Source organism: Algimonas arctica (assembly GCF_014652695.1).
Taxonomy (GTDB): Bacteria; Pseudomonadota; Alphaproteobacteria; order Caulobacterales; family Maricaulaceae; genus Litorimonas; species Litorimonas arctica.
Map to the genome: position 1 here is coordinate 298346 of NZ_BMZH01000002.1, position 15640 is coordinate 313985.

At 54.5% G+C, this 15640-nt stretch carries 19 protein-coding genes; 11 read left to right on the forward strand and 8 right to left on the reverse strand.

Going from position 1 to position 15640, the window contains the following annotated elements:
- Window positions 1–2: 2 nt before the first annotated feature.
- Window positions 3–848, reverse strand: coding sequence for an exodeoxyribonuclease III (locus IE105_RS03545; protein WP_189495482.1), 846 nt, complete (start codon window positions 846–848; stop codon window positions 3–5).
- A gap of 76 nt (window positions 849–924) precedes the next feature.
- A complete protein-coding gene (locus tag IE105_RS03550) occupies window positions 925–1611 on the reverse strand; it encodes a LolA family protein (RefSeq protein WP_189495484.1) in 687 nt (228 codons plus the stop codon).
- Window positions 1612–1699: 88 nt separating this feature from the next.
- Between IE105_RS03550 and dapB the strand changes: the two genes are divergently transcribed.
- Window positions 1700–2425, forward strand: a complete 726-nt coding sequence (gene dapB, locus IE105_RS03555) for a 4-hydroxy-tetrahydrodipicolinate reductase (RefSeq protein ID WP_189495486.1) — start codon at window positions 1700–1702, stop codon at window positions 2423–2425.
- Here dapB and IE105_RS03560 read toward each other — a convergent pair.
- Window positions 2412–2909 carry a hypothetical protein gene (locus IE105_RS03560; RefSeq protein WP_189495488.1) on the reverse strand — a complete coding sequence of 166 codons (498 nt, stop codon included), beginning with the start codon at window positions 2907–2909 and terminating at the stop codon, window positions 2412–2414. The genes dapB and IE105_RS03560 overlap by 14 nt on opposite strands.
- 63 nt (window positions 2910–2972) lie before the next feature.
- Between IE105_RS03560 and IE105_RS03565 the strand changes: the two genes are divergently transcribed.
- Genes IE105_RS03565 through IE105_RS03575 form a run of 3 tightly spaced genes read left to right on the forward strand, consistent with a single transcriptional unit; the run spans window position 2973 to window position 4790 of the window.
- On the forward strand, window positions 2973–3539 hold the full coding sequence (locus IE105_RS03565) for an NADPH-dependent FMN reductase (protein ID WP_189495490.1): 567 nt from the start codon (window positions 2973–2975) through the stop codon (window positions 3537–3539).
- A complete protein-coding gene (nth, locus tag IE105_RS03570) occupies window positions 3536–4213 on the forward strand; it encodes an endonuclease III (protein WP_189495492.1) in 678 nt (225 codons plus the stop codon). Before IE105_RS03565 ends, nth begins: the two co-directional genes overlap by 4 nt.
- A gap of 37 nt (window positions 4214–4250) precedes the next feature.
- Window positions 4251–4790: a DsrE family protein gene (locus IE105_RS03575; RefSeq protein ID WP_189495494.1), complete on the forward strand. Its 540-nt coding sequence runs from the start codon at window positions 4251–4253 to the stop codon at window positions 4788–4790.
- Window positions 4791–4818: 28 nt separating this feature from the next.
- Here IE105_RS03575 and IE105_RS03580 read toward each other — a convergent pair whose 3' ends face one another.
- Window positions 4819–5526, reverse strand: coding sequence for a response regulator transcription factor (locus IE105_RS03580; protein WP_189495496.1), 708 nt, complete (start codon window positions 5524–5526; stop codon window positions 4819–4821).
- Window positions 5527–5604: 78 nt separating this feature from the next.
- Here IE105_RS03580 and IE105_RS03585 point away from each other — a divergent pair, with 78 nt between their 5' ends.
- On the forward strand, window positions 5605–6114 hold the full coding sequence (locus tag IE105_RS03585; protein WP_189495498.1) for a L,D-transpeptidase family protein: 510 nt from the start codon (window positions 5605–5607) through the stop codon (window positions 6112–6114).
- A 33-nt stretch (window positions 6115–6147) separates the two neighbouring features.
- Here IE105_RS03585 and IE105_RS03590 read toward each other — a convergent pair whose 3' ends face one another.
- Window positions 6148–6825, reverse strand: a complete 678-nt coding sequence (locus IE105_RS03590) for a YggS family pyridoxal phosphate-dependent enzyme (RefSeq protein WP_189495500.1) — start codon at window positions 6823–6825, stop codon at window positions 6148–6150.
- Here IE105_RS03590 and IE105_RS03595 point away from each other — a divergent pair.
- A complete protein-coding gene (locus IE105_RS03595) occupies window positions 6824–7786 on the forward strand; it encodes an N-acetyltransferase (protein ID WP_189495502.1) in 963 nt (320 codons plus the stop codon). The genes IE105_RS03590 and IE105_RS03595 overlap by 2 nt on opposite strands.
- 19 nt (window positions 7787–7805) lie before the next feature.
- On the opposite strand, the gene IE105_RS03600 is transcribed toward IE105_RS03595, so the two are convergent.
- Complete coding sequence (locus IE105_RS03600) at window positions 7806–10040, reverse strand: porin (protein ID WP_189495504.1); 2235 nt, start codon at window positions 10038–10040, stop codon at window positions 7806–7808.
- Between the two features lie 257 nt (window positions 10041–10297).
- On the opposite strand from IE105_RS03600, the gene IE105_RS03605 reads away from it, so the two are divergent.
- Window positions 10298–10762: a DUF3576 domain-containing protein gene (locus tag IE105_RS03605; protein ID WP_189495506.1), complete on the forward strand. Its 465-nt coding sequence runs from the start codon at window positions 10298–10300 to the stop codon at window positions 10760–10762.
- A gap of 3 nt (window positions 10763–10765) precedes the next feature.
- Here IE105_RS03605 and hemJ read toward each other — a convergent pair whose 3' ends face one another.
- Window positions 10766–11197, reverse strand: coding sequence for a protoporphyrinogen oxidase HemJ (hemJ, locus tag IE105_RS03610; RefSeq protein WP_189495508.1), 432 nt, complete (start codon window positions 11195–11197; stop codon window positions 10766–10768).
- Between the two features lie 4 nt (window positions 11198–11201).
- Window positions 11202–12257, reverse strand: coding sequence for a uroporphyrinogen decarboxylase (hemE, locus tag IE105_RS03615; RefSeq protein ID WP_189495510.1), 1056 nt, complete (start codon window positions 12255–12257; stop codon window positions 11202–11204).
- A 454-nt stretch (window positions 12258–12711) separates the two neighbouring features.
- On the opposite strand from hemE, the gene IE105_RS03620 reads away from it, so the two are divergent.
- The 4 genes from IE105_RS03620 to coaE are packed head-to-tail and all read left to right on the forward strand — an operon-like array spanning window position 12712 to window position 15615.
- On the forward strand, window positions 12712–13584 hold the full coding sequence (locus IE105_RS03620) for a pyruvate, water dikinase regulatory protein (RefSeq protein WP_189495512.1): 873 nt from the start codon (window positions 12712–12714) through the stop codon (window positions 13582–13584).
- On the forward strand, window positions 13581–14174 hold the full coding sequence (locus tag IE105_RS03625; protein WP_189495513.1) for a Maf family protein: 594 nt from the start codon (window positions 13581–13583) through the stop codon (window positions 14172–14174). The genes IE105_RS03620 and IE105_RS03625 overlap by 4 nt, the downstream gene beginning before the upstream one ends.
- The gene (aroE, locus tag IE105_RS03630; protein ID WP_189495515.1) at window positions 14171–15022 is read left to right on the forward strand and encodes a shikimate dehydrogenase; all 852 of its coding nucleotides are present in this window, start codon (window positions 14171–14173) and stop codon (window positions 15020–15022) included. The genes IE105_RS03625 and aroE overlap by 4 nt, the downstream gene beginning before the upstream one ends.
- Complete coding sequence (gene coaE, locus IE105_RS03635; protein WP_189495517.1) at window positions 15022–15615, forward strand: dephospho-CoA kinase; 594 nt, start codon at window positions 15022–15024, stop codon at window positions 15613–15615. Before aroE ends, coaE begins: the two co-directional genes overlap by 1 nt.
- Window positions 15616–15640 lie beyond the last annotated feature (25 nt).

The following is a 15640-nucleotide window of genomic DNA, read 5'->3' on the forward strand; positions in this document are numbered from 1 at the left end:
TGCTACAACGCGGCTAAATCCAGCACTTGCACAACTGGCACATGATCGCTGGGTTTTTCCCAGACGCGCATGTCTGTGTGAATGGTAAAACCGTCGCGGCTCGGAGCTTCTACGGCGGGCTTTAACGCCGGGCTGACCCAAATATGATCCAAGCGTCGGCCTTTGTTTGAGGCCATGACGTCTTTGGCGCGGTAACTCCACCAGCTGTAAAGCTTCTCTTCGTCGCCTCGGAACAGACGCGCCGTGTCGATAAAATCATGGCTAATGCGCAAATCTTCAAGAATGCCGACTTCAAGCGGCGTGTGGCTAACAACTTTCAAGAGCTGTTTGTGGCCCCAGACATCATGTTCATGCGGCGCGATGTTAAAATCACCGACAATCACTTGATGTTGATCGCCCAGCGCAAACCGTTCGGCGAAATAGGCGCGCATGGTTTCAATAAAGTCGAGCTTATGTCCGAATTTGTCGTTGATCGTCCGATCCGCAACATCGCCGCCTGCCGGAATGTAGAAATTATGCAGCTCAAAATCGCCCTTATCGCCCATTGAAGCATCGGCGATGACACGGGTGCTGACATGGCGGGCATGATCGAGCGGGCAGAAAGACGTGTCGATCCGTTCAAGCGGTAATTTCGAAATCGTTGCCGCGCCGTGATAGGCCTTCATTCCTGCGACTTCGATATAGTCATAGCCGAGCGCGCGAAAGCCCTTGGTCGGAAACTGATCGTTCTGACATTTGATCTCTTGCAAGCAGAGAACATCCGGCGATTGTTCTTCTAAAAAACGTAAGACCGTTTTTTCGCGCAAGCGCACAGAGTTAATATTCCAAGTCGCAACAGAGATTTTCATCCACGCGACCTAGCCTAGTCGTGAGGACGCGTCAGTTAAAACCTGCAATGGTCACACGAACAGGCCATACACCTAATTAGCGTCGACGACGGTCGCGACGGTCTTCTCGTTCGTCACGCAAGATAAAGAGGCGCGGGTCGAGACGGTCATTATACCGCAAGTCCGACAATTCAACGCGGGTCTGTCCGCCAAATTCATCGGCAATAATCCATTCGCGCAAAGCCAAGTTAGAGGCGTCAAAAACGAGGGTAATCGCCCCGGCCATTTCGCCAGAGCCGTCGCGCGCGGTCACGCGCCATTGTGTCGGCAACTTCTGAAACCCGATCACTTCGGTGTCTTCTTGCAGTCGTACATTTTCTTTGAGGAAATAATGGAGTGGTGTCGCGGCCAAGGGCACACGGTCAAATGTTTCCAGCGCGCGGTCCTGTTGCACCAATGTCACCCCGTCCGAGACAATCAAAAGCGGGTTGGGGGCATCATATTCAAATCGGACACGGCCGGGACGCTGCAAATGCACTTGGCCGGACGAGACCGACCCATCAGAGCCATATTGGGTGAAACGACCCTGAAAACTTCCAGTATTATTGAGGGCCAGATCTACGCTGGCCAAGTCCGCAGGGACAGTTTGCGGATGGGTGAAGGCTGGCAAGGTCGAGGCGCGTTGCAAGGTCGGTTGCGGCGCGACACCCACTTGAGCGGACACCATAATCGGCGCAGAAACAGTCAATAAAGCTGTTGCGAGGAGTTTTGTCATCGTTTTCATGGGGCCCCCATAGCGCAGAATGACTAAACGGCGACTGAACGAACGCCTCATCTTCCTTAAACTTCCGCAAGGCTGTAAGCGAGACAACATGACAGACTCAACACCCCGAATAGGTATTCTTGGCGCAGATGGCCGTATGGGGCGCGCCGTCGAGGCCGCCTGCGAGGGACGGTTTGATGTCGCCGCGCGGATCACGCTCGCCAATCCTGATTATGAAAGCCTCAGCGCCTGTGATGTCGTGATTGATTTTTCGGCGGCCTCCGCCTTGGTCGCGGCTCTTGCGTACCTCAAACCCGGAACGGCGCTTGTGTCCGGCACAACCGGATTGAGCGACACTCAAGAAGCCGTCGTCTCGGACGCCGCCTCCCGTCTCCCGCTGCTGCGCTCCGGTAATTTTTCTGTCGGAATCGCCGTTTTATCCGCCCTAGCGCGGCAAGCGACCGCAACATTGGGCGTGGGCTGGGATATCGAAATTCTTGAAATGCACCATCGGCATAAAGTCGACGCCCCGTCGGGCACGGCCTTGATGCTGGGTGACGCCTGCGCGAAAGGCCGGGATGTCTCACTCGCCACGGTCGCCGTACAGGATCGAGACGGCCCTCGCCGAGACGGAGATATCGGGTTTGCCGTGTTGCGCGGCGGCGGTGTTTACGGAAACCATGAAGTGCGAATCGTATCAGAGTCCGAGATGATCACGCTGGGCCATCAGGCCCTTAACCGCGATGTCTTTGCACATGGGGCCTTATCGGCGGCGGATTGGCTTATCGGTCGCGCGCCGGGTCTTTATACGATGAACGATCTTATAAAGACTTGAGCTCATCTTCCAGTCGCCCCGGTGTGTGCGCATGGTAGCGCCGGGCGAAAACATAGGCGATGGCCGCCCACGCCCCGAACAAACCAAAGAAGATAAAGAACGCCCAGACCAGGTAGCCGGGCTCAAACACGCGAGATTGGCCTGACGCCTGCCACAATAAATCCAACGCCACTTCCAATATTTTTGCAATAATCGGGGTCGCCAGCAAAACGGACCATAAAGCCAAAGCCGCATAGGTGGATGTTCGGGGCCCATTGATACGGCGGTAAGTCTCTACAAAGGCGCCCCGATCCACATCTGCCGGGATCATCCCGTGCTGCGTGCGATAGTCAAAATCCTCATGCGCATCGCGCGTAATCCCCATCCAACCGATCACCGCCCGCACCGAAAAAGCGAGCGCAACAAGTGCGACCGGACCAAAGACAGCCCAAAGAACAATATCCGCATAAACCATAACCTTCGATATGGCGTATATAGGCTTCACTTCAAGTCACTTGCCTCGTTAGAGCGTCTCATCTACGGGCGATGGCTCACTTAAGGGACCCATATGTCCAGACCTGTTTCAATTGCTTTCATTTGTGCCTCGCTTCGCCACGGCTCGATCAATCAAAAGCTGGAAACAGCCTTGATGATCAAGGCGGCTGCCATGGGGGCCGCGCCCACTAAGGTGGATTTGAATGATTACGCTATGCCGCTGTTCCACGGCGATTTAAAAACGCCGGATACCGTCATAGCCTTGATTGAACATCTTAAAGGATTTGACGCGGTTGTGATCGTCACGCCGGAATATAATGGATCCTTACCGCCTTTACTCAAGAATACGATTGATTGGACAACCACGGTCGAGACCGGACATTTGACCGGACCCATTTACGGGATCGCCTCTTGTACGCCCGGACCGATGAGCGGGATCATGTGCTTGCGACAGCTCCATTACATCCTAAACCGCGTCGGCGCGGATGTTGTGACAACGCATGTGGGTTGCGGTCACGCCGCCGCCGCGTTTGATGGCGAAGGCCGTCTCTCGGCGGAACCAGCCAAAGGCCTCGCGGATAAAATGTTCAGCCAAATCATCACGCGCGTTGAACAAACCCACAGCGTCAAACCCTCTTGAAGGAAAAACTTTATAAAGATCTGCCGCGCCCAAAGCTAAACCGGGCGCAGGTTGCAGAGATTTATGAGCGGCTGTGCCGGGAAAACCCAAACCCGCGCACAGAGCTGAACTACACCAACCCCTATACGCTCGTCGTGGCCGTCGCACTCTCCGCGCAAGCCACGGATATTGGCGTCAATAAAGCCACACGTGCCCTGTTTGAAGCCGCCGATACGCCGCAAGCGATGGTTGATTTGGGCGAAGACGTCGTTCGCGATCACATCAAGACGATTGGGCTTTATCGCAATAAGGCCAAGAACGTCGTCAAGCTCTCCCAGATGATCTTGGATGATTTTGGCGGCGAGGTTCCAACCACGCGCGACGATCTGGAAAAGCTCCCCGGCGTCGGGCGTAAAACGGCCAATGTCGTCATGAACGAAGCGTTTGGTCAGCCAACCATGGCGGTCGATACACATATTTTCCGCGTCTCTAACCGGACGGGCATGGCCCCCGGGAAAAATCCGGTCGAAGTTGAGCTGAACCTGCTCCGCGTCACACCGGATCAATATCGGATGGGCGCCCATCACTGGATATTGCTACACGGGCGCTATACGTGCGTCGCGCGCACCCCAAAATGTTATGACTGCCGGATCGCAGATTTGTGTAGATACACGCCCAAGACACCCGATCCGTAATCCCTTGCCCGACCCGTACATTTTGAAAGGCTCTCCGATGCGTTTTTTTCTCGCTACTATTTTAACAGTCTCCCTACCCGCATTCGCGCTCGCAGGCCCTGCAGACTTCAAAACCGGCCCGATCATCGACGGCTTTGGCCCGGTCGCCACAGTCGCTGAGGCGCAGACTTTGCCTGAAACCGCACATTTTAAAGTCGCGTTTGATACGGCCAAAGGCTCGGATGGCGACGCGCTGAACCGAACGCTGGAAAGCGCGGCACGGTTTATCAATATGCACGGCGCTGCAGGCGTTAAATCCGGGAATATCGACGTCGCCGTCGTGATTCACGGCGGAGCGGCGTTTGATCTACTCTCCACAGAGGCACACAAAGCGCGACGCGATGGCGCGGATAACCCGAATATTGTCTTGATTGACGCGCTCACTGATGCGGGCGTGCACATCATGCTGTGCGGACAAACCGCCGCTTACCGCGACATTACCAAAGCTGAGCTTCTACCGCATGTTGAGATGGCACTATCCGCGATGACCGCGCACGCGCAGCTGCAACAAAGCGGCTACACGCTGAACCCGTTTTAAGGGGCCGCCCGGCCTAACGGGGCGAACCCTACTCCCGCGTGAGGGAGTAGCCGCCCGCCTCAGTCAAAAGAATGCTTGCCTGCCCTTTCACGGGTTCAATTTTTTGGCGCAGCCGATAGACATGGGTCTCCAGCGTATGGGTCGTAACCCCGCTATTATAGCCCCAGACTTCTTCTAATAGCTCATCACGCCCGACGGGTTTGCCGCCCGCGCGGTAGAGATATTTCAGAATATTGGTTTCTTTTTCCGTCAGGCGGATATCGCGCACCACTTTGCCGTCATCCGGCTGTGGCGGGGTCATGCGTTTGGCCGAAGGTTTGAAAACATAGGGCCCTATGCGGAATGTTGCATCTTCGCTTTGCTCGAAACTGCGCAAATGCGCGCGGATTCGCGCGATCAGAACAGAGAGCCGGAACGGTTTGGTCACATAATCATTGGCGCCGCTGTTCAAGCCAAGGATTTCGGACGCTTCGCCCGTATTCCCCGTCAACATGATGATTGGCGCGGCGACACCGTGTTTGCGCATGACAGCGCAGGCATCTGTGCCTTGCATGTCTGGCAAGTCGATATCGAGCACGATGGCATCAAAATCACCCTCTTGGGCGGCTTTGATCCCCTCGGTCGCTGTCGCCACAGCCGTCGTTTCGAACTCGTCGAAAAAAGCAAATTGGGAGGTTAGCTCTTCGCGAAGAGCGTCATCGTCATCGACGATTAGGATACGTTTTTTAACTGACATGGGGGCACTCTAGACCAACTCGTCTATTTGCGCCAATCAGCGTTTGGTCGGCAATGATCAAACAGATGTGAGATACGTGTGAACGAGCCCCTCCAATTTGACACGAAAACAAGGCGCGTGACCCTCGGTCACTGGGCTGCACCGTTCGGATTGGGGCGCGACGGGACAATTTCGGCGTGTGAGGGCCGTGAAGGGGACGCAAAAACGCCGCTTGGGTCTTATGTCCTTCGGTTCGGTCTTTACCGCGCCGACCGCCTACCCGACCCCGCCTCACCTTTGACGATGCACCCTTTGCATAAGGATGATGCGTGGTGCGACGCGCCAAATGATCCGGCCTATAATCGGTTTGTGAAGCGGCCTTACGCCGGCAGCCATGAAGTTTTGTGGCGAGAAGACAGCGTCTATGATGTTATTTTAGTGATGAGCCATAATGACAGTCCGCCTGTCGCAGGTCTTGGCTCCGCCGTCTTTATCCATTGCCGCCAACCGGATCACCGCCCCACATTGGGATGTCTGGCGCTCGCGGCACCGGATATGTGGACCTTGTTGCCGAATTTAAAATCCGGACTGTCAGTCGAGGTGATCTAAAAGCCCGTCTATCGGGACGCGCACACAGCGAAACTAAGTATAATCTCTCGCGCCAAACAGCGCGCTACCAACGCGAACATGAGTCGCTCCAAACGGAATCGCTGTTTCAAAATCCGCGCTCATCCCCATGGATAAACCTTTAAGTCCGGATATTTTCGCCATTTTTTCTAACCGCCAGAAATGCGGCGCGGCCGGCTCATTAATCGGCGGGATACACATGAGGCCTTCCGGCTCCAACTTATACTCTGAGCGTAGGCGGTCGAGAAACGCGGGCAGATTATCCGGCGCTACTCCGGCTTTTTGATCTTCTTCACCGAGATTGACCTGTATGAATACACGCGGCATCCGACCGACCGCATCCGCCGCATTTAACAGCGCTTTTGCCAGTTTCTCTCGGTCCAGCGTGTGAATAACATCAAATAGCGCCACCGCATCCTTGGCTTTGTTGGTCTGCAATGGGCCAATCAAATGAAGCTCAAGCGTATTGCGGTAACTCGCAAATGTCTCACCCCACCGAGTTTGAGCGTCTTGCACGCGGTTTTCACCAAATACGGTCAGCCCGGCATCAAGCCCGGCTTGAATACGGTTATCGGGCTGCACTTTAGACACCGCAATCAGGGTTGGGGTCGTAACGCCCGCCGTTTTGGACGCCGTGTCGATTCGTTGTAAAATTTCCGTGCGCGCGTCCGCTATGGTAAGATGATCATTCATGAGCGCGCCATACAAAACCAGACCCTCGCTGCAAAGCCGCCAAATGGTCCCGTTGGTAAAAACCGCGGCGGCATTCTCTGGGTCACAGCTTAACCCGCTTGTTTTAATGAGCGATCCGATCCGGACCCCTGATTTACTGGCTCTCGCGGCACACATGCCGCCTCGATCCGCTCTTATTTACCGCCATTTTGGCGCGCCAGGGCTCGAGACACGTCTGCGTCGCGTGACCGCATCGCGGGGCGTCCAGTTTCTGATTGGGAATGACCCACAACTGGCCGCTGCTTGCGGCGCGGACGGTGTCCATTTCACGCGGTCGACGCCCGGCACAACGCTGCAACAGTGGCGTTGGATAAAACCCGATTGGATTATCAGCGCCGCCGGGACAAAAGTCGAACTAGACACACGGCCCGTGGAGACTCTGGACGCGCTGTTCCTCTCACCGGTTTTTGCCTCAAATAGCCCGTCGGCTGGAACAGCCATTGGTGTTGACGCGTTAAGAGTTCTCACACGCCTTTACGCCTGCCCAATTTTTGCTTTGGGCGGGATCAACTCAGACAATGCTGCGACCCTCATCGGCAGCGGTATTGCCGGGATCGCCGCCATCGACGGTTTCGCGACAGCGCTAAGGACTCAGAATATGAACGCCCCTATCCACGCCAAACCCGACGGATTTGTCACAGTCACGAAGCAAGAAGACGATGATTTGATCACGTTTACCGCCGATGTGATGGGCGAGACGGCCACGGGGGAACTCACTTTACGCCGCGTATCAGACGATGTCTGGAATGCTGACCACACAGGTGTACCAAAAGCGATTGGTGGCCGTGGTGTCGGCAAAGCACTCGTCCGGGCCATGGTCGAAGACGCGCGCCTGCATGGCTACCGCGTCATTCCCGGCTGTCCTTTTGTGGCGAAACTATTTGAGCGAAAACCAGACTGGGCCAAAGGCGTCGCAGCCTAAGTAACGCCGCAGTTACGGCCTAAAAGGTAATCCCGGCTTCAATAAAGATTGCGGTGGCTTTTTCGTTCACGGTTTGCGCTGTGCCGGCGACATCTTGCACCGTGTCACGGTCAGAATATTGCACGCCTGCGCCGAGGCGAATGCGCTCATTAACATCATATGTGACGCCACCGGTGATTTGATCGCTGGAGAGGCCGACATTGGCGTCATTCGCATGCCCGTAGCCCATGGTGAAGCCCAGCACGGACGGCTGCCACGTAAGGCCAACATCATATGCTTCGTAATCGCCGTTCATCAGCCCTTGATTAGAGTTAAGATAGGATCCTCCGAGCGTGAAATCATTCATCCGAAACTCGAGGCCCGTGCCAAAGGCTTGGAGGTCATCGAGCCCCGTCAAGCCGGATTGTTCACTGCCCCGGGCATAAGTGGCTGTCGCTTCAACGCTCATGCCTGGTGCGAAGGTCCGGTCCAGCGCGATCCCGGCTTCCATGATATCTTTCAGGTCCGGAGTGACGACATTTTGGATCCCGTCGACATCGACACAATAATCAACGCCGCAGGCTTCTGCATCCAATGCATATGAGACCCCGAATTGCACACCGACGCCAACTTGATCGCCCAGCAAGCGCGGGCTCGTATAGGTGATTTTTTCTGAAAAGCCTGACGCATCATTCAGCGTTTTAACCGCGTCGAGCCCTGTATAATCAACGGATGAATTACTCGCCCCAACATTTAGGAGTGTCGGTGCGCCAAGACTAAACAAATAAGCCGCCCCATCGTCGCGCCCGATCGTCACATCGCCGTATGCGGAGCGAAGGAATAGGTGCGCTGATTCAAGCGCAATTTGCGTGTCTTTCCCGACATCAGGTCCAAACGTGTAGAATTGTGAGGTATGACCCCGAACCGATGTCGGCGTGCCTGCGACAAGGATCGTTGAACAGCCGGCCAGCGTTGGCGGGCAATCCGGTAAGCGGCGTGTGAACCCTTTGCGGCCTTCATCATATTGCGCACGCACTTGACCATGCACACCCCATTCAAGACCGCCTTGGGTGAACGCACTCAACTCAAGTTCAATGTCGCCGTCGGCTACGAAAGCTTCTTCCCAACCATTATTTTCGCGCGCCGCTGCGCCGCCACGGATCGCGCCGCGGATTAAAGTTGAAAGCGCCCCCAACCCGATCCGATTGAAAAACCCTTGCTTCGGCGCGGGTCCGGATTGTGGGCCGGCTTGGGCATAGGGGTCTGGGTATTGTCCCGAATTCGGGCCCCGGTTCCCGGCTGTGCGCGGGTCCGCTGTGCCATAATGTCCATACTGGCTGTCAGTCGGCGTTCCGTTATTCGCCATAGCGTCGGGTTGAGGCTCCCCCGGGCGACGATAGCCATATTCATAGGCGGTCGGTTTTTGAGATTGGGACTCATATTGACCCCATGAGCCCGTTGATGACCCGGCAGGGGCGGCATTCGCCTGTTGCCCCGGATAGGTCCGAACCGGATTCGCGAGTTTATGAACGGTCCAATCCGTTTCATTGTTCACCGCACGGGAAGGTGGCGAATTGACGGACCCACGCGGGACATTGCCGTAAGCGCCAGGATTGGAAGAGCTCGGGTTATTCGATGTCACACGACTGGCGCTGGACCCAGGGGCGAGTTGCCAAAGTCCCGGTGTCACAGAGGGAGATGTGAGGGGGGGCGACGTTAAGGGCGGTGATGATGTGCCCGACGAGCGGTACACGTAGCTTTCAGTCGGGACAGTCTGAACGGGAGTGGTTTGAACCGATGCCTCTTGAACAGGAGCCGCTTGTATAGGGGATGTCTTGGACTGCACGACTTGAGCCCGCGCGGCGGTTGTGGTTGGTTTTGACGCACCGGGAGGCGGAGCCGTCGCTGTCTCAGGACTCAGCGTCCGTGAGCGCAGCATTAAACCCTGTGTTTGAGTCGTGGACGACGTTGTTGTGGTTCGGCTCTGTGTCTGGGTTTTTGCCTGCGTTTCGACTTGTGTGTCTGTCTGGGTCGCAACGCCCGCTTGTGGCAATTCCCAAGCGTTCACTTTTTTCTTATTGGCGAACGGGCTGTTCGATTGGGCCGATGCCACGACCGTGGCGCCAAGGGCCAACATCAAAGTCGGGCCAATCGCAAACAGCAAACGGCCTTTCAACGATGAATGTCCACGCTGACTGGACCTGTCTTCAGCCACCATTGAACGCAAGGCGGGAGGTGCCAAGTATGGACGGTTAGCGAAGGTTTGTCGGGCCATTGTCGGGCTCCGGTCGCAGAAAGGGAAAACGGTTAACGCCAAAGTCGCATGCAGGCCCCTAAAATAGTGTTAACGGCCTGTTTACATCTCGCTATTTCAGCAAAAATCCGTGCAAAGGCGTCAATTTGAAAATAACTCCCTCTTGCGCTTACAAGAAGTTTATGAAACCCGGCCTTTCGTTCCGCTGTTCGCTTTGGCATAAGCGCGCGAAATCTTCGGTGCGCATTTGGTGCACTCTCTGACAAAGGTCCGATCTAATGGCCACTTTTCGCCGCATTGCGAGCCTTGCGCTCTGCACCACTGCCCTGATCAGCCTCTCCGCCTGCGGAACGCTCGGAATTGGCGGAAAATCTAAACAAGCGTCCTCCACCAAAGGCGCGACAACGATTGCACCAACGAATGGCGTAAACAGCTTTCTCTGGCGTGCGACGCTTGAAACGCTCAACTTCCTGCCCCTTGACCAAGTCGATCCCTATGGCGGCGTCATTATTACGGATTGGTTTGCCGATCCGGCGGCCCCTGATGAGCGTCTGCGCGCCACGGCTTATATTTTGGACCAGAACCTTCGTGCAGATGCGCTAAAAGTGAGCGTCTTCAAACAAATCCGCACCACAAGCGGATGGAATGATGCCCCCGTTGATGCCGATACAGCCCGTAAGTTGGAAAATGCAATCCTGACCCGCGCGCGTCAGCTTTACATTGCGACCGTTGATAACGCTTAAGCGTTAAAAGCCCGGTTTTACGATCGCCAGAATGACGATGGCGATCGTAACAAGCGCCGGAATCTCATTGATACGCCGGAAAAACTTTTCTGACCGTGGCCGCCCACCTGCCAGAAAGCCTTTGCGTGTTTTCGCCAGAAAGCCGTGATAACCGATCAAGCCAAAGGCCAGAGCCACTTTAATCAAAAGCCAAATCGGCGGCGGCATATTATAGCCAAGCAATATCAAGCCGAGAAGAAACGCCACGATCATTGCGGGATTCATAATGATCCGCAAAAGCTTGGCTTCAGCCTCTTCCATTCTATGCTCTAGCTCCCCGCCCGGTGTAGCAACAGAGTGATAGACAAATAGGCGCGGCAAATAGAGCAGACCCGCCATCCAAAAAATGACGGCAATCAGGTGAAATGCTTTAATCCAAAGATAGGCGTTTGCCATGGGGTTAGCCTCTTAGCTCTGAGTAATCAAAATTACGGATCCGGTTGATCACCGCGTGGACATCATCAATTTGAACGTCCGGGGTTACCCCGTGACCCAGATTGAAAATATGCGGTCCATCCGCCCCGTCACGTAACACCTGATCCACGGCACGTAACAGAGGTCGGCCCCCCGTCCGCAGTGCCAACGGATCAAGATTGCCTTGCACGGCCATACCGTCTGGGATCGTCGCCCTGAAATCGCCCAACGGAACATCTGTCCCGGCGGCAATGGCAGTGATCCCGGTTTCGTGGGCATAACGAATAGCATTTAATCCGGCTCCGCGTGGGAAACCCATAATAGGAACCGTGATTCCGGCGGCCCGAACCTTGGTAATAATATCCGCTGTTGGGCGTAAAACGAGGCGATCAAACAGGTCCGGCGATAGCCCTTCTGCCCAGCTCTCAAAAATTTTCAAGACATCTGCCCCTGCGCCGGCTTGTGCGATAAGATAATCGGCGGAGCTTTCGACGAGCGCGTGCATGAGGGCTGCCATGGCTTCGGGTTGCTCATAGGCGAAGCGCTTAGCCTGTTCCTTATTCGGGGTGCCCTTACCCTCGAGCATATAGGTCGCCACGGTCCACGGACCGCCACAAAAGCCGATTAGTGCTTTCGACGGATCAAGCTCTGCGCGGACCTTCGCCACTGTTTCGTAAACCTGTGACACCCGGTCAGCCGCTCCGCTTACGGTGAGCGCATCAATTCCAGCGGCATCAATCGGGTCCAATGTTGGACCGACGCCTTTGACGAATTCAACCTGACGTCCGAGACCAATGGGGATCAACAGGATATCAGCAAACAAGATAGCTGCGTCCATATCGTATCGACGAACCGGTTGAAGTGTGACCTCTGCGGCTTTGTCCGGGGAGAAACAGAAATCTATGAAATCATGGGCGGTCGCCCTGATTTCCATATATTCCGGCAAATGGCGTCCCGCTTGGCGCATAAACCAAATCGGCACGCTTTCGACGCGTTCGCCCCGTAGAGCACGAAGGATAGGGTTGTTGAGATCAGTTTTCATCTTGGTGAACCTACTAACCGAAATATCCTTGTCACGTCCCCTCTCTTTCAAACTTATTTTTAATATAGAGGAAGTAGTAGAGCCTGTGAATTTGGGGATGATCTTAAGGTTTTGGTAAGAGGTGTTAACGGAGCTCAATAATTCTGTGGATTTAGAAATCTTTTGTTATCCATTCCACAGACTGGGTGTATCATGACGAAACAGTTGATGGCACTTAACTATCAGGCTTGGGAGTAATTTGGGGATAAATGAGTCCAGCTTCGATCTATCCCCATAGTTCACGGGATTACGAGTTAACCTTTGGGCCCCGTGAATGAAATTGGGAGTCGTTTCGATTCCGTGCCCGATTCGAGTCCTCCGCCTGTGGAAGTCTATTCGACTTGTGGACAGAGATGGACAAGTGGGGCTAGAACAACGCTGACTTCTGAATGAAAGACGTGTCAAAATTTTAAACATGCCCGAGCGAAATCTCAATATTTCGACATGTTTCCATGTCCATCTTGTCAGTGATTCGACAGGTGAGACGCTCGTGGGGATGATGAAAGCGTCGACGGCGCAATTCCGCAGCGCCACGGCGCTTGAGCATTTGCATGCTTTGGTTCGGTCCGATTCTCAGATGGAACGGACTTTACTCATGATTGAAAACAAACCTGGCGTTGTTTTATATACGCTGGTTGATCCTGAAAAACGCAAACGTCTGGAAGAGTTTTGCACTAATCTTCATATTCCGCATGTCTCTATTCTGGATTCTACTCTGGCTATGATGGGGCGCTATCTCGGGGTTACGACGACGGCGGAGGTGGGTGCACAGCGGACTTTGGATGCGGCCTATTATAATCGGATTAGTGCGCTTGATTTTGCCATGGTCCATGATGACGGGCAGCATATGGAAGGATTGGTCGATGCGGATATTGTTCTTCTCGGGATATCTCGCACTTCGAAAACGCCAACTTCCATCTATCTTGCGAACCGGGGCTATAAAACGGGCAATATTCCTTTGGTCCCTGTTGCGCCAAACGGTATCCAACTTCCGCCCATTATTGATCAGTTAAAACTCCCTTTAGTGATTGGTTTGGTGGCGTCTCCGGACCGAATTGTTGAAATCCGGACCAATCGGTTGAAAGGTCTCTCCGCAACAGGGCGGTCTAACTATACGGATCAAACCTCCGTTCGGGATGAAGTACGCGATGCGAAACGCCTTTTCTCTCGCCGCGGTTTTCCGATCATTGATGTTTCTCGTCGGTCCATTGAAGAGACGGCCGCGCAGATCATCAATCTCTATAAACTTCACCGCCCTGAACAGGCGCTAAAGAGAGCGATGCAATGAGCCGCCTTATTTTGGCCTCGGGTTCCGCTATTCGTCGTGAGATTATGACCGGTGCCGGTCTTGATTTTGAGGTTATTGTCAAACCTGTTGATGAATCGGCGATTAAAACCGCGATGTTGAATGACGGCGCGCGACCGCGCGATATTGCCGACGCGCTTGCTGAAGCTAAAGCCTTGCGGGTCTCGCGTCTTGAAGAGGGTCTTGTGATTGGGGCTGATCAAGTCATGGTTATGCAGGGCGATCTTTTTGACAAGCCGACATCATTGGATGAAGCCCGTGAACGGCTAAAGAGAATGCGCGGACAGCGCCATGAACTCATCGGATCGGTTGTTGTCGCCAGCGGCGGGATTCCGGTCTGGCGCTATGTTTCTGAGACTAAGCTGTGGATGCGTGACTTCTCTGACGCGTTTCTGGATGAATATTTATCGGGTGAGGGTGATCTTGTGACAAAAAGTGTCGGGGCTTATCGGTTTGAAGGCCCAGGATCACAATTGTTTTCCAGAGTTGAGGGCGACTTTTTCTCGATCTTAGGGCTCAGCCTGTTGCCGTTGTTGCAATATTTACGGGATTGCGGGGCAATTGCGTCGTGACGGCTCCATTGACGAAATTAGCGGGCGTGTGCGGGTGGCCGATCCATCATAGCCTCTCGCCCGTTTTGCATAATCATTGGTTGCGTGAATCTGGTGTCCGAGGGGCTTATGTCCCGTTTATGGTCAAACCGTGGGAGGCTGAGCAGGCATTCTCTTCTTTGAAAAAAACAACGATTTCAGGGGTTAACGTTACGCTTCCGCTAAAAACTGCGGCCTTTAAAGCGGCGGATGAGACCACAGATGACGCGGATCGAATTGGGGCTGCCAATTGCCTATATGTTCGGCGCGGAAAACTCATTGCGCATAATACGGATTTAGAAGGGTTTTCCGGACCCTTGCGGCAACTACGGAATCAGACAGATTTTAAATCTATGACCGCTTTGGTTGTCGGTGCGGGCGGGGCTGCGCGGGCTGTCATCGCGGCCTTAATCGGAATGGGTCTGCCGGAAATTATTCTTGTAAACCGCACGGACCACAAAGCGGAAAGATTGGTGTCGCAAGTGGGTCTACCGTCATTTTATGCGCTGCCCTGGGCCAATCGTAAACTCGCGGTCAAACGCGCGGGGTTGATCATTAATGCCAGTGCTGCCGGGATGAGCGGCCATCCCGCCTTGGACATGTCCCTCAAAGACGCCCCTAAAACGACGCTGATCTATGATTTGATTTATACGCCGGAAGTGACCCCGCTAATAGCGGAGGCGAATGCCAGAGGTTTAGAAACGCTCGGCGGTCTCAATATGTTGATTGCGCAAGCGCGCCCTTCATTTCAGCTTTTTTACGGTGAACTGGCGCCGAGTTCTGATCCGAGCGATATTTTACGGCGGGCGCTCCTGACGGGACAGCGTTGATGAAGATTATTGGTCTGACCGGATCTATCGGCATGGGGAAATCGACGACGGCTGGGATGTTCGAGTCCCTCGGCGTGCCGGTTTTTGATGCGGATGCCGCTGTTCATACGCTCTATGCACCTGGGGGTCAGGCTGTACCGCTAATTCGGGCCGTTTTTCCGGACGCTATTGGTATCGACGGAGGGGTCAATCGCAAACGTTTGGGGGAGCATATGCGCGCCGACCCGCTTAACCTCGATGTTTTGAGCAGTTTTGTACATCCTTGGGTCGGGGACATGCGTGCCGATTTTATCGCCCAAGCTATCACCGAACAAGCTGATGCTGTTGTGTTTGATATCCCTCTTTTGTTTGAAACGGGCGGGGATTCCAAGGTGGATGTGACCGTCGTGGTGACAGCTCCGCCCGATATTCAACGTCAACGCGTGTTGGCGCGGCCGGGCATGACGGTTGATTTGTTTGAGAGCTTGTTAGTGCGACAAATGCCAGATGCAGAGAAGCGCAAACGCGCTGATTTTATCATTTCGACGGCTGAGGGGCTGGAGGCGACACAGGCTCGGGTAAAAGAGGTGCTGGCAGAAATAATGGCGCGTTAATCCGTCCACAGTGGGTCACGATGAT

Coding starts and splice junctions, on each gene's coding strand:
- IE105_RS03545 (WP_189495482.1), bottom strand. CDS start 848: ATGAAAATCTCTGTTGCGACTTGGAATATTAACTCTGTGCGCTTGCGC.
- IE105_RS03550 (WP_189495484.1), bottom strand. CDS start 1,611: ATGAAAACGATGACAAAACTCCTCGCAACAGCTTTATTGACTGTTTCT.
- dapB (WP_189495486.1), top strand. CDS start 1,700: ATGACAGACTCAACACCCCGAATAGGTATTCTTGGCGCAGATGGCCGT.
- IE105_RS03565 (WP_189495490.1), top strand. CDS start 2,973: ATGTCCAGACCTGTTTCAATTGCTTTCATTTGTGCCTCGCTTCGCCAC.
- IE105_RS03575 (WP_189495494.1), top strand. CDS start 4,251: ATGCGTTTTTTTCTCGCTACTATTTTAACAGTCTCCCTACCCGCATTC.
- IE105_RS03580 (WP_189495496.1), bottom strand. CDS start 5,526: ATGTCAGTTAAAAAACGTATCCTAATCGTCGATGACGATGACGCTCTT.
- IE105_RS03595 (WP_189495502.1), top strand. CDS start 6,824: ATGAGCGCGCCATACAAAACCAGACCCTCGCTGCAAAGCCGCCAAATG.
- IE105_RS03590 (WP_189495500.1), bottom strand. CDS start 6,825: ATGAATGATCATCTTACCATAGCGGACGCGCGCACGGAAATTTTACAA.
- IE105_RS03600 (WP_189495504.1), bottom strand. CDS start 10,040: ATGGCCCGACAAACCTTCGCTAACCGTCCATACTTGGCACCTCCCGCC.
- IE105_RS03605 (WP_189495506.1), top strand. CDS start 10,298: ATGGCCACTTTTCGCCGCATTGCGAGCCTTGCGCTCTGCACCACTGCC.
- hemJ (WP_189495508.1), bottom strand. CDS start 11,197: ATGGCAAACGCCTATCTTTGGATTAAAGCATTTCACCTGATTGCCGTC.
- hemE (WP_189495510.1), bottom strand. CDS start 12,257: ATGAAAACTGATCTCAACAACCCTATCCTTCGTGCTCTACGGGGCGAA.
- IE105_RS03620 (WP_189495512.1), top strand. CDS start 12,712: ATGCCCGAGCGAAATCTCAATATTTCGACATGTTTCCATGTCCATCTT.
- IE105_RS03625 (WP_189495513.1), top strand. CDS start 13,581: ATGAGCCGCCTTATTTTGGCCTCGGGTTCCGCTATTCGTCGTGAGATT.
- coaE (WP_189495517.1), top strand. CDS start 15,022: ATGAAGATTATTGGTCTGACCGGATCTATCGGCATGGGGAAATCGACG.